At 69.8% G+C, this 13,222-nt stretch carries 9 protein-coding genes; 4 read left to right on the top strand and 5 right to left on the bottom strand.

Annotated features, from left to right (window positions below; translation table 11 throughout):
* Positions 1–110 precede the first annotated feature (110 nt).
* The 4 genes from ABGB10_RS02555 to ABGB10_RS02540 all read right to left on the bottom strand — a co-directional run bounded on the left by ABGB10_RS02555 (position 111) and on the right by ABGB10_RS02540 (position 6,584).
* Positions 111–1,370 (bottom strand): MFS transporter, encoded by a 1,260-nt coding sequence (locus tag ABGB10_RS02555; protein ID WP_347659189.1) that lies wholly within the window; start codon positions 1,368–1,370, stop codon positions 111–113.
* Between the two features lie 31 nt (positions 1,371–1,401).
* The gene (locus tag ABGB10_RS02550; RefSeq protein ID WP_347659188.1) at positions 1,402–1,947 is read right to left on the bottom strand and encodes a hypothetical protein; all 546 of its coding nucleotides are present in this window, start codon (positions 1,945–1,947) and stop codon (positions 1,402–1,404) included.
* Between the two features lie 232 nt (positions 1,948–2,179).
* Complete coding sequence (locus ABGB10_RS02545; RefSeq protein WP_347659187.1) at positions 2,180–2,623, bottom strand: peptidoglycan-binding protein; 444 nt, start codon at positions 2,621–2,623, stop codon at positions 2,180–2,182.
* Between the two features lie 202 nt (positions 2,624–2,825).
* Complete coding sequence (locus ABGB10_RS02540) at positions 2,826–6,584, bottom strand: helix-turn-helix domain-containing protein (protein WP_347659186.1); 3,759 nt, start codon at positions 6,582–6,584, stop codon at positions 2,826–2,828.
* A gap of 377 nt (positions 6,585–6,961) precedes the next feature.
* On the opposite strand from ABGB10_RS02540, the gene ABGB10_RS02535 reads away from it, so the two are divergent.
* Positions 6,962–9,436 (top strand): M14 family metallopeptidase, encoded by a 2,475-nt coding sequence (locus tag ABGB10_RS02535; RefSeq protein ID WP_347659185.1) that lies wholly within the window; start codon positions 6,962–6,964, stop codon positions 9,434–9,436.
* Positions 9,437–9,535: 99 nt separating this feature from the next.
* On the opposite strand, the gene ABGB10_RS02530 is transcribed toward ABGB10_RS02535, so the two are convergent.
* A complete protein-coding gene (locus ABGB10_RS02530) occupies positions 9,536–10,003 on the bottom strand; it encodes a cupin domain-containing protein (RefSeq protein WP_347659184.1) in 468 nt (155 codons plus the stop codon).
* Positions 10,004–10,114: 111 nt separating this feature from the next.
* On the opposite strand from ABGB10_RS02530, the gene ABGB10_RS02525 reads away from it, so the two are divergent.
* The 3 genes from ABGB10_RS02525 to ABGB10_RS02515 all read left to right on the top strand — a co-directional run bounded on the left by ABGB10_RS02525 (position 10,115) and on the right by ABGB10_RS02515 (position 13,127).
* Positions 10,115–10,591: an Rrf2 family transcriptional regulator gene (locus ABGB10_RS02525; RefSeq protein ID WP_347659183.1), complete on the top strand. Its 477-nt coding sequence runs from the start codon at positions 10,115–10,117 to the stop codon at positions 10,589–10,591.
* Between the two features lie 205 nt (positions 10,592–10,796).
* Positions 10,797–10,943 carry a hypothetical protein gene (locus ABGB10_RS02520; RefSeq protein WP_347659182.1) on the top strand — a complete coding sequence of 49 codons (147 nt, stop codon included), beginning with the start codon at positions 10,797–10,799 and terminating at the stop codon, positions 10,941–10,943.
* A gap of 150 nt (positions 10,944–11,093) precedes the next feature.
* On the top strand, positions 11,094–13,127 hold the full coding sequence (locus ABGB10_RS02515; protein ID WP_347659181.1) for a hypothetical protein: 2,034 nt from the start codon (positions 11,094–11,096) through the stop codon (positions 13,125–13,127).
* Positions 13,128–13,222 lie beyond the last annotated feature (95 nt).

The following is a 13,222-nucleotide window of genomic DNA, read 5'->3' as shown; positions in this document are numbered from 1 at the left end:
TGGGGGTAGGAGGTTCGGTGTGGAATAGATAACACTAGATATCGTCGGCGAATAACCCCTAGTCAGACCCCCTCAACCGCAGTGCAACGCGGCGGAAGTCAGCCGAACGGTTAGGCCGTGCGCCCGGCGGCCGTGGGGCTGGTGGGCAGCCCGGCCTTGGTCGGCGCAGGTTCGGCGGAGCCTGGTCGGGATGGGCCTGAGCGCCTGGGTCGCCGCGCGTCGACGGCGAGCAGCGCGAGGGCGACCAGCGTCAACAGCCCGCCGACGAGCGCCAGCGGGCGTGCCCCCGAGGCGGACAGGAGCGCACCTCCGAGCAGTGAACCGCCGCAGATGCCGGCGTTGAACGCGGTGCTGACGCCGGCCGACGCCATGTCGGTGCTACCGGGAGCCAGGTGCAGCATCCGATTTTGCACCCCGGAACCGAACGCCGCGTAACCGAGACCGATTCCGGCGAGGAGGACCACCACGCCGGGTCGGAGCGCGCCGAGTGCGTACAGGCCGAACAGCGAGGCGGTGCCGATGCTCAGCGGCGTCAGCAGGGAGACGATCGGCCAGCGGTCCAGAGTGCGAGTCGCAGCCAGGGTGCCGACGACGCCGGCGGCACCGGAGACGAACAGCAGCGGCGCCAACATCGCGTCGGGGAAGCGGCTCACGTCGAGCAGGAACGGTGTGACGTACGTCTGCAGGGTCATGAAGCCGCCGATGCCGAGCGCGGTCGCGACCAGCAACAGGATGAAGCGTCGCCCGTCCGGTGCCGTGCCCCGCGCCGCGCCGCCGGTGGCCGGGGGATAGGAGGGAAGGAGGACGAACACCGCGGCGGCGGTGACCAGACCCACCCCGGCCAGCACTGCGAACGCCACCCGCCAACCGGCCTGCTGCCCCAGCCAGGTGCCGAGGGGTACGCCGAGCACCGGAGCGAGCGTCGCCCCGGCGCCGAAAAGCGCCACCACCCGGCCGCGTACCGCGACGGGAAAGTGCCCGGTCACCGTCGCCGTGGCGACGGACCAGAACAGCGCCTGCGCGAGGGCGGTCACGACACGTGAGCCGGCGAGTACGGCGTACGTCGGCGCGAGCGCGGCGGTGGCGTTCCCGGCGGCGAACAGCAGCATGGTGACGCCGAGCAGGTGCCGCCGGGGGATCCGCTGAGTCAGCCGGGCCAACGGTATGGAGGCCAGCACGACGACGACGGCGTACCCGCTGACCAGTAGACCCACCTGTGAGCGGGACCGGTCGAGATCGGGAGCGATGTGCGTCAGCAGGCCGACCGGCAGTAGCTCGGTGGTGATGAACGCGAACGCGCCGAGCGAGAGCGCGACGAGCACGGCTCTGGCCCGTCGCGGCGACACCTCCGGCGCCATGGCCACCCCCATTCATGGTCACCGTAGTCGAGGTCCACCCCGCTCAGTGGGCCGGAGGAGGCTCGTCCGGCTTGCGGCGTAGTTCGCGCAGCACGCCGTGCCGGCGCAGAGCCCAGGCGAGGCGTCGGACGCTGCGGTGTCGTACGAACAGGATCGCCACCCGGTGGATCAGGCCGAAGTGGTTGTCGTTGACCTGGTTGTCGACAGCCTGCCAGATCAGCTCGCGCGCCTCTGCGCTGTCCAGCACCGCCCGCAGCTCGCGCCGCACCGCCGGATCCTCGGAGGCCGAAGCGATGGCGGCAACCTGGCGCGGTCGGTCTGCCAGGGGTTCCGCCATCGCCGCGACCAGTGGCCGGCGCACCTCGTCCTGCTCCAACAGCAGCAACACCGCCTCCCGAATCTCGGTGGTGTCGAGGCCGGATCGCAACAGGCTCAACAGGCTGCCCTCGACCTCGCGGTCATGGTCCGGGTCGGACAGCGCGGCCAGCAGCATCGCCACCTCGTCGAGATCGACGAGTTCGCGTATCCCGCTGCGGAACTCCGGCAACCCCCAGGCAGCCTGTAGACCCTGCACGAGATTGCGATTCATGACCCGTCCGCTACCCGGAAGTGACAGCCGCCGAAACCCCGCGTCCCAATACGGAACACCGGTCCCGCGGAGGCTCGGCCCACTGCCACTCGAACGCCCAACCGCGCCGTACGAGCATCGCCGGCGGTGACAGCCATTGCGCTGTCACCGCCGACGTGGGTATGTCGGACAATTCGGTCAGCCGGTGCGACCACTGGCCCCCGTGGCCGATGGGCGGGCGGCCGGTCGGCCGTTACGGCAACGGACGGCCCAGGCGGGCACAGGTGTTGGTGCCGCCCGAGAGGGACGGGAACTTCAGGGTGGCGCGTGACGTCGGCCCGAACTGGCCGTCCGAGCTGATGCCCGCCTTGCTCTGGGCGAACTTCAGCGCGTTGTAGGTCAATTGGCCGAACGACGCGTCCTGGTTGAGTAGCGTCTTGCCGGCGGGTGCGAGGTAGCAGTCGTTCAGAGCCCACTGGAGCGCCAGCGTGCCCGGCCCGCCGTCGCCCCAGACCAGCGAGCACGGCAGGGCGCCGTACTGGCCGATCGGTGCGGCGACCTGGTAGCCCGCCTGGTTGCTGACGTACGTGTAGGACTCGCACTCGGGTTGGCTGCGAGCGTGGGCGGGGCTGGCGGAGACGAGCGCGCCCGCGATCATGGCCGCGAGCAACGTGAGCAGTGCGGTCAGTCGTTTCATAGGTTGTTCCCTCACCTCGATTGTCCCGTGTCCTCGCTGAACACCCGTCGCAGGACAGGTGCCCCGGTGTCAGGCTGGGGCGGGGCGAGGTTGTCCGACAGCGCCGGTAGCACCGGACAATCAACGTCGAACAATCGTCGGACGGCTGCCCAGCTCGGGGCTGCCAGGTGGCCACGGCGCCGATCGTCGCCGGAACGCCACGTCAGCGACTCGGCGGTGCTCCGCAGGACGGCTTGTACGGCTGGGAGCGGACGTGCGCCGTCCACTCCCGCCGGCTCAGCTCACGTCCGGCGGCAGCGCAGATCTGGGCCTTCGCAGCATCGAGGTCGAAGGACCAGCGGACGATCCTCCCATCCTCGGCGCCGGAGATGAGGGCTCCGTTCGCCGTGAAGGCGAGTCCGCGGATTCTCGCGCTGTGGCCGGTGAGGGTGGTGACGTGTTGCCGGGTGCCGGTATCCCAGACCCGGATGGTGCGGTCGTCACCGGCGGAGGCGATCCTGCGGCCGTCCCGACTGAACGCAAGGACCTGGACGGGCGCGGTGTGGCCCTGGAGAACTGCGAGTTCACTCCCGGTCACGGCGTCCCAGAGCTTGATGGTGCGGCTGTCCCCGGCGGTCGCGAACAGTGCGCCGTCGGGGCTGACCGCGATGTCCTGCACCGTGCCCTGCCGGCTGTTGACCCGGCTGAGGAGCTTGCCCGTGATGACGTCCCACGTGTTGACGTATCCACCCACGCTGGCTCCCAGGAGGCGGCGGCCGTCTGGGGCGAAGGCCAGCGAGGTGACGATCTGGGACCGGAACCTCGCCGTTATCTCGGTCGGCCTTCCGATGTCGCCGACGTCCCAGACGAAGGGCCCCAGCGTGGCGGCCGCGACCAGCCGGCCGGCCGGATCGACGGCGACGTCAGTCGAGGCGCCGATCCCCTTGGACCTGATCGGTGGCAGGGCGTGTTGTCGGCGCGGGAGATCCCAGATGGTCACGATGTTGTTCCGGGTCACCGAGGCCAGCCGCAGCCCGTCCGGGCTGAATGCGACGGCCTGCACCTCGTCGGGGTGCCCACCGAGGACCGCCACCGCTCTGCCATCGGTGTCCCAGAGCCGGACGGTGCCGTCACCACCCGCCGAGGCGACCCTGCTGCCGTCCGGGCTGACCTTCACGTCCTTCACCTGTGCCACGAACCCGCTGAACGGGCTGTCGGCCCGATTGTGGAGCACGATGGTTCCGTTGAAGCCGGCGGAGGCGAGCATCGCCCCGTCCTGGCTCAGCGCGACGGAGACCGTTTCGGTGCGGCCCCGGTCCTGATAGGTCTGCACGGATTCACGGCGGTACAGGTCCCAGATGGTGATCGCGCCGTTCTCGTCGGCCACGGCGAGCTTGCCGTCGGCGGGCGCGGAGATCGTCCACGCGTAGCGGCCGGACAGCGGCAACGACGGAAGGCCGACCGGCTGAACGCCAGCGAGATCCCACAGGTACACCCCCCGGTCGTCGGCGGATCCCGCGAGGACGTACCCGGAGGGGCTGAAGGCAACGGAGAACACGTGCTCGGCGGGCAGTCTGGCGTACACGGTACCGGTGTCCACCCGCCAGGCGGCCGGGTGCTCCACCCCGTCAGTGGAGACGAGGAGTTTGCCGTCGTGGCTGAACGTGAGCGATCTGACCGTGCTCCGGTGCTCGCGAAGCAGGGTGCGAGTTCCGGCCCGCAGGTCGTACAGGGCGATGTCGCCGGCCCTGCCGGCATTCGTGGCGGCGTCCGGGCCGCCCGCGAGACCGACGGCGAGCTTGGTGCCGTCGGGGCTGAAGGCCATGCTCGACCCGAGGCCGTACTCGGTCAACCGGGTCTTCTGTCGGCGGGTCGGCACGTCCCAGACGATGATGGACCCGGTGGCGCCGTCGATCCCGATGGAGGCGAGCAGCTTCCCGTCGTCCGCGAAGGCAACGTCCTCGGCCCGGCCGGTGTGCCCGGAGAGGGTGGCGATCCGATCGCCACGTGCGGCGTCCCACAGTCCGATCGTGCCGTCGCCCGCCGCCGAGGCCAGGACGGAATGGTCCGGGTTGAACGCGACGGTGTAGATGGACGGGCCGCCGACGTTGAGTTCGGTGCGGCGGGGCGCGGAGGCCGCGCTCAGCACACTGCCCCGGGTTTCGGTGGTCGAGTTCAGCTCGTCGGCCTCGACCGCCAGCAGACCGGCCAGGTCGGGATCGGTGGCGAGCAGGGATCGGGCTTGCAGCGACAACTCACTGGACAGCGCGGCCACCTGCTGCCGGCGGGCGTCCTGACGCTGTCGTACCGCAATGGCTCCGCCCAGCAGGGCGAGCACGAGCAGCGCGGACATGCCCGCGACGAGATGCTTGAACAGGCGGGCCTGCCGTCGTGCGCTGTTCTGTTCGGATTCGACGAGGGCCGAACTGGCCCGCAGGAAGGCACTTTCGAGCTGGTTCAGCTCTTCTGGATGGTCCTCGGCGAAGGCCCGCGCGGCCAGGAGTTGGGTTCCTCGATACAGCGCCCCGGCATCTCGCTGGATCACGGCCCACGTGTGTGCGGCTTCGGTGAGTCGCCGATGGGTGAGTAGAGTCGCGCGATCGTCGGTCAACCATCGGTGTAGCCGTGGCCAGGCCCGGATGAGTGCCTCGTGGGCCACCTCCACCGTTCCGTCACCCATGACCACCAGTCGGGCTTCGGCCAACTGGCCCAGGACCCGGGCGGTGACGGCCTCGTCGGCGATGCCGTCGAGTTCCGTGCGCATGATTGGCCGGCGGGTGTCCTCGGTGCCGTCGCCCAACGCGGCGAGCCGCAGGAAGATTCGGCGAGCGGCCTGTTGCTCGGCCGTCGCGAAGTCGCCGTAGACCCGCTCGGCGGTCTGGGCTATCGCCCCGCGCACACCGCCGCTCGCGTGGTAGGCCGACAGGGTGAGGGCGACCCCGCTTCGTCGTTGCCACGTTTCGAGGAGCGCGTGGGACACGAGCGGCAACGCGCCCGGCTCGTCGGCGGCATCGGCGAGCACCGTGCTGAGCAGATCGGGCTCCACGCCCATGTCGACCCGGGCGGCCGGCCGGAGGATGATCTCCCGGAGGTCGGCGGCCGTCACCGGCCGCACCAGCAGGTACGCCTCGTCGTGCAGCGCGTCGGTCAGTTCCGGATGCTGCATGAGGTGGGCGAGGAAGTCGGCGCGTACGCCGAGCACCACAGTGGTGCGGCGGTGCGGCCCGTGTGCGGCGTCCAGTAACGCTTCGATGAACCGACGCCGTTCCGCCTTGTCGGCGCAGAGGGTGAACACCTCCTCGAACTGGTCCACCACCAGCAGCGCGCGGGTTTGCGGCGGGCCGCCGGCCAAGGTGTTACGCACCGCGATGTCGAGCCCGGTGACATCCGTGGCCAGGTCCTTCCGGATCTGATGCGCGTCCTGGCCGGTCAGCTTCGCGACCTCAGCGGCCAATGCCTCCAGCGGGTGATCGGTCGGCGTCAGCAACATCGTCCGCCACCGTTGCGTGAGCCCGGGGTCGGCGGCGACGGCTCCCAGCAGGCCCGCCCGCAGCAGGGAGGACTTGCCGCTTCCGGATGCTCCGACGACGGCGGTGAGGCACCGCCGATCGACCTGTGTCAGCAGCCGTTCGACCAGCTCCGTGCGGCCGAAGAACATCTCCGCCTGCTCGGGCTGGAAGGCTGTCAACCCCTGATAGGGGCTGTGCTCCACAGTGGTCGCGGTGGTCCCGGAGGTGGACGTCGGCGCGGCGGTGGCTGACCACCGGGCCCGCCACTCGGCCAGATCGCCGCCACACGCCTGGGCGTACGCGAGCGTCACCTCCAGCGACGGCAACCGGTCACCCTTCGCCGCGTCCGCCAAGGTGCTCGCCGAGAAGTGCGCACGCCGGGCCAGCAGCCGATAGCTCGGGTTGCCGGCCCGCTCCCGTAGCTGCCGCAACTGCCATGCCAACCGCTGTACCGGGCCTGCCTCCGGGTCCACCGGTTTCTCCGGACGGCCCAACACCCACCTCCGCATACGGGGCCGCAACTCCAGCCGCGCGACCGTGGAGAGCCTCGGAACCGGGTGCTCGCCGGCTCTGGTCAGTAGGAGTATCCAGCTGTCGATCCGCGGCCTTGGGCCGGGACCCGCCGTTCTCCTCAAGGATTGCTCAAATTCGATCGACGCGAGCCGCTGAACCCTCGAACGCACATACGCTCACCGGACCCGGCCCGCTCACGCCCTCCCGTCCCTTCTCGCGACGGCGATCGTCGTCGTATCCAGGCTCACCGCGCGTTCGGCATGGCTGTCCTACCGGGGGCGACGCGTACGGAGCCCGGCCACCCAACCCGATCACCGTCCAAGCAGAAGGAGGGGGAATGCGGCGCATACAACAGCGCATCGCGCTTCTCGCACTGCCCGCCCTGGTGGGAAGCATCCTCGTGGCGACCGGGCCCGCGGGCGCGGACCCCACGGGACCGTCGGCGACCGCCGGCCCGTCCCAGCTCGAAGATCGTGATTCGGTACGCCTCGTACACATTCGACTGACCGGCGCGGACATGCTGGACAAGGTGACCGCTGCCGGCTTCGACCTCGAACACGGTCTCCGGCGCGTGCCGACCGGCATCGAGGCCGAGGCGGTGGTGACCGCCGAGCAGGTCGCCACACTGACGGCGATGGGCGTCGAGGTGCTCGACGACGACGCGGGCTTCGCCTGGGCCGACCAGGCCGACGGCGGCATCGGGGCCGCCGGCGCGCGGGTGGTCCAGCCGTCGAGTCACCAGGCGACGGTCCGCATCGTCCGCGCCGACTGGTTCACCACCAAGGGCCAGGGTTTCCTCTACGTGGAGGCCCGGACCACCGAGGGACAGCAGGCGGAGCCGATCGTCGGGATGCAGCTCGAAAACGACTCGGGCAAGGGCACCGCGTTCGGCTTCACCCGGACGATGAGCCGGTTCGTCGATTCCGGGCAGTACATGTTCCACCGGAACCTGTTCAAGCTCGACGCCCGCCCGTCCAAGATCCAGGTGACGAGTTCCACCGGTGGGATCGCCACCGGTGTCGTCTCGAACTGGTTGGAGAACGCCCCGCCGCCGCTGACGGCGAACCCGTCCTACAAGTCGGACTTCGTGGACGGCTACAAGCACCCGCAGCAGCTCTACAGCCGCGCCAAGGAGATCGCCCGTCAGTACCCGGACATCGCCGAGATCGTCTACCTGCCGAACCAGACGAACGGGTACCAGCGCAAGGCGCAGGCCCAGATCGGCGGCACGGGGCAGGCGGCGGTCGTCGTCACCTCGGCGGCGTGGGGCCATGAAGGCGGCAACGACATCACCGTGGACTTCGTCGACCGGCCGGGTGCGGACCTTCCGCTCGCGGTGGAGGTCGCGGGCAAGGCCGTCCGCGTCCTGCTCGCGAAGGACGCCTCCGGCGTGCCGGCGAGTACGGCCACCGAGGTGGCGGAGGCACTGCGGACCCGCTCCCAGGGTCTGATCGACCGGGCGCACCCGTACCGCGCCAACGAGGGCACCGGCGTCGTCGCGCCGACGACGGGCCCGGTAGCGCTGACCGACTTCCTCGACCAGAAGCGCGTCGGCGCACCGGCGGGCGAGGTGCCGCGGGGCCCGGTCACGATTCCGGTCCTGCGGATCGGCAAGCACCGTGACGGCAGGAAGCCTGGTGTGTTGATCCAGGCGCAGGACCACGCCCGCGAGTGGGTGCCGGCGACGACCAGTCTGGAGTCGGCCGAGCGTCTGGTGCACAACTACCGGAGCGACCGGGAGACGAAGGAGATCGTCGAGAACACCGACGTCTTCTTCATCCTGTCCAACAACCCGGACGGGGCGAACTACAGCTTCTACAACTTCGCCTCGCAGCGTAAGAACATGACGAACCACTGCCCGGACGCGAGCGCCGATCCGGCGCAGCGGAACTCCTGGGGCGTCGACCTGAACCGGAACTACCGGGTCGGGTCGGGCCACGACGGCTACGCGGGAGCGTCGACCAACTGCGTCAGTGGCACCTACCAGGGGCCGGCGGAGCTGTCCGAGCCCGAGTCGAAGAACATCATCTGGCTGGTCGAGAAGTACTCGAACATCAAGTTCATGATGTCGGTGCACTCCAACGGCGGTCAGCTCTTCTGGCAGCCCGGCGCCTACATCGCGGACGGCCGGATCACCACGCCACGTCCTCCACTGGGTGACGAGGCGTTCTACTGGCAGTCGGCCGCCCGGATCCTGTCGCAGGTCAAGGCACACCGGGAGACCGTCGTCACGCCGGAGAACGTCGGCGGCTCGTCCGACGTCCTCTACTCCTCGGCGGGCAACGTGCGCGAGGACCTGTACCACACCTACGGCATCTACGCGTTCGGCTGGGAGGTCGGCGGCTCCGTCTACAACCCGGCCACCGGCGACTGGCAGGGCGGCTCGTTCCAACCGGAGTGGGTGGGTAACCCCGACCTCGTCAGTGGCCACGCCGAGACGATGGAGTACGCCAACGGGATCATGGAGATGTTCCGGGTCGCGGCGGACTGGGGTCGGGACAAGAAGGACCCGACGTCCCAGCTCGTCCCGGGCGCGGGACGCTACTCCAAGCCCGTCGACGTGCGCTTCGAGACCAGCGAACCGGCCACCGTCTACTACACGACGGACGGCAGCCGACCCACCCTCGAATCGCCCCGTTACGCGGCGACCGAGTTCCGCGAGCCGGGGCAGGTGTTCCACGTGACCGAGACGACGACGTTCCGCTGGTTCTCGGTCGACAGCGCCGGCAACATCGAGCGGAACTACGACCCGACGAAGAAGGACAAGCGCAACAACTACCGTACGGCGACGATCAGGATCGCCACGAGGTAGCGCCTTTCCGATAGTCGGTGCCCCGTTGGTGCGGTCTACCCGCGCCGACGGGGCACCGGTCGTGCGCCATCGAATTTCGGCAGGAACAGGTCGAGCCGGTTAGCCGCGTCGACCTGCCCACAACGGGCTGTCCACGTAGTGGTTGTCGTAGCGATCCTGGGTTTCGCCGACTTCCTGCCAGGTGGCTTCGCCCTGATGCACCTTGTCGAGCAGGCGGTAGTAGTCGAACCGGGGCTTGCCAGGGGTGATCACGACGAGGAAGTCGGCGTCCTGGCCGTCGGCGGGGGCGAAGGCGTGCGGGGTCTTCGGCGGGACGAAGAGCACGTCTCCCTTGTGCAGGGTGTGCAGTTCGTCGCCGACGAGCATCTCAAGGGCGCCGTCGAGCACGAAGAACAACTCGCCCGAGTGGGTGTGCAGGTGCGGCGGCGCGCCGTCGGTGCCGTGCTTGAGCAGGGTCCGGTTGCTGGTCAGGGCGCCGCCGGTGTGCTCGGGGTCGAGGAGCAGCGTGATCACGCTGGCCGGGTCGCTGTCAAGGACCTCGGCCTGGGCTGCGCGTACCAGTGTCATTGTCGGCTCCTTCGCTGTATGCCACTTCCTGGATATTAGATATCCAGGATCATTTCGGCGCCAGTGATCATGGCATGCATCACAAAATCTGGACATGTAGAGTCCAGGATCATGCGGATGAGTCAGGGCGTCGAATGGGCCCTCCACACGTGCCTCAACCTGAGCTGGGTGGACGCCCCGGTGCCAACCAGCACCCTCGCAGCGTTCTACGAGCTGCCGCCGGCCTACCTGAACAAGCAGCTTCAGGCCCTGGTCCGGGCTGGCATCCTGACGTCGACCTCAGGGCCGCGCGGGGGCTTCCAACTGGCCCGGGCCCCTGCGGCGATCTCTCTCCTGGACATCGTGGCCGCGATCGAGGGCCCGGAGGAACTGTTCCAGTGCGACCAGATCCTCAGCAAGGGGCCGGGGGAGCACGCGGGCGTCGACTATCGACAGTCCTGCGCGTTCGCCCAAGCCATGCGGGGTGCCGACCTGGCCTGGCGGCGGGAGCTGGCCGGCAAGACCGTCGCTGACGTCAGGGCCGACGTCGAACGCGGGCACCCCGAAGCCCCAGCCAACACCCGGGCCAGGATCGTGGAACTGCGCTAGGGCTGTCGCTTCCAGCTCGCGGTCTGTGCGGGTCAATCCCTCCGGATCGTCCGGATCGCCTCCGTGGCGATCGCGGTCGACGACGAGCGCCGAGCACGCCACTGTGGACCCGATCGTGACCGGCAGGACGTTTCCGCGATCACGGCCTGGGGCATCTCGGCGGGGAGATTCACTCGCCAGTCATTCCCCGATCGAGGAGACCAATATGTCCGCCCAGGCCTTTCTCTACGTCGTCGCCGTCATCCTGATCGTGCTCGCAGCCCTGCCGCTGCCGACCCGGGGTGTCTCGCTCGCGCTTCTGGGCGCGGCCTGCGCCCTGCTCGCGTACGCCTGGCCGGTGATCACCGCCTGACGGGGGTGGCGTACTCCTTCGGACAGCGGCCGGGTGCGGGGCAGACGGATCGACGCTTGCTGAGCTTCTTTCACGAGCGTAGGAAGAACATCACGATCCACCACCGTCGGCCCTGCATCGACCCGCTGTCCAGCGTCGAAGGAGATGCGTGTGACCACATTCAGAGGGTTCCGTCTCGCCGTGTCCGTGCTGGTGACCGCGGGCGCCGTCCTGCTCGGCACGGCGGCCCCCGCGGCACCGCCAACGACTCCCGGACCAGCGGGGCGGCCGTCCTGCGACCCGATCGACCCGACGGCCTGCCTGCTGCCGTTCCCGAACGACTACTTCACAGTGCCGGATCGGACCAGCCCCACCGGCAAGCGGGTCCGACTGGCCGCCTCCGCCATGCCTGCCAATGTGCAGGGGACCCCGATCGACCCGACCGAATGGAACCGGCAGGACGGGTTCAGCCCCGGCTCACCCATCCTGGTTCGTGTGCCCGGCCTCGACGCGGCGGCGACCGGAATCGCACCGGTCACCGACATCGGTCGCTCGCTGGCGCCGGACGCGCCGATCGTCCTGCTCGACGCGCGAACCGGGAGGCGCACGCCGTACTGGGCCGAACTGGACGCACACGCGGTCGGCCAGCCGGACCGGCAGGTGCTGATCATCCGTCCGGCGGTGGCACTGACCGAGGGCACCCGCTACGTCGTCGGCCTGCGCGGCATGCGCGACGGCACCGGGGCGGCGATCCCGACGCCGAAGGCGTTCACGGCGTACGTGAAAGGTGCGGGCCTCGGCCATCGGGACAGTCGCGCGCCGCAGATGAAACGGATCCTCGCCGACCTGAGCAGGGCCGGCGTCAAGCGGCACAGCCTCTACCTGGCCTGGGACTTCACCGTGGCCAGTCGGCACGGCTTGACCGGGCGGATGTTGGCGATGCGGGACGGCGCGTTCGCCGCCCTTCGTCGGGCCGCACCGTCGATCACCGTCACCCAGGTGACCGACTACCCACCTGAGCAGGAGCCGTTGATCGCCCGGCAGGTGACCGGCACCATCGGCGTACCGTCATATCTGACCGGCGACGGCGGGCCCGGCTCCCGGCTGCACTACGGGCCAGCCGGCGGCCCCGGGACGCCGCAGACGCCGAACGCCCCGCCCACGCCGTCCGGCGCGACCATCGCTGCGGACTTCGTCTGCAACATCCCGCGCAGCGCCACCGCCGCGAAGCCGGCGCATCTCTCGCTCTACGGACACGGCCTGCTCGGCAAACCGACCGAGATCAACGCCGGCAACGTCAGGACGATGTCGAACACCCACAACTTCACCTTCTGCGCGACCAGTTGGATCGGCATGGCCGCCGGTGACGTCCCCTATGTGGCCGGCGCCTTCACCGATCTCAGCGCCTTCCCCGCCGTGGCGGACCGGTTGCAGCAGAGCTTCCTGAACTTCCTCTTCCTGGGCCGCGCGATGATCCACCCGGGCGGGTTCGCCGCCCATCCGGCGTTCCGGGACACCACCGCGCGACCGCTGATCGACCTGGCTGGTGGGCTGCACTACGACGGCAACAGCCAGGGCGGCATCAACGGCGGGGCACTCACCGCCATCGCCCAGGACTGGACCCGTTCCGTCCTCGGCGTACCGGCGATGAACTACTCCACGCTGCTGCAACGCAGCGTGGACTTCGCCCCGTTCCAGACGGTCCTGGACGGCTACTATCCGGACAGGGCCGACCAGCAGCTGGTCTTCGCGCTGCTGCAGATGTTGTGGGACCGGGCCGAGGCCAACGGGTACGCGCAGCACATGACCGACCGGCCGCTGCCGGGTACCCCGGCCCATCAGGTGCTGATGCACGTGGCCTTCGCCGACCAGCAGGTGTCGCCCGCCGCGGCGGAGGTCCAGGCGCGCACCATCGGTGCCCGCCTGCACACTCCCGCGCTCGCCGACGGCTGGTCGTCGGACGTGCGACCGTACTGGGGGATCACGCCGATCCGCAGGTACCCGTACACCGGTTCGGCGATGGTGGTCTGGAACAGCGGGGCGGCCCACGCGCCGCCGCCGACCAACCTCGCCCCGGCCGGACCGGAGTACGGTGACGACTCGCACGAGTTCCCGCGCGCCCAGGCCGGCGCCCAGAAACAGAAGGCGGTCTTCCTGCTCACCGGCAAGGTCGTCGACGTCTGCCCGGGCAGGCCCTGCCCGTGAGGCGGTAACCGAGCGCGCGGCCCGGCGGGGTGACCGCCGGGCGGCGCGCTCGTGTCGACGCGTCCGGCCGAACCCGTCGGCCAGCAGCGGTCCCG

It is taken from the genome of Micromonospora sp. B9E7 (genome assembly GCF_039871815.1).
Classification (GTDB): Bacteria; Actinomycetota; Actinomycetes; order Mycobacteriales; family Micromonosporaceae; genus Micromonospora.
The sequence above is the reverse complement of the archived record's forward strand: the minus strand, read 5'-3'. Positions and strand labels throughout refer to the sequence as shown.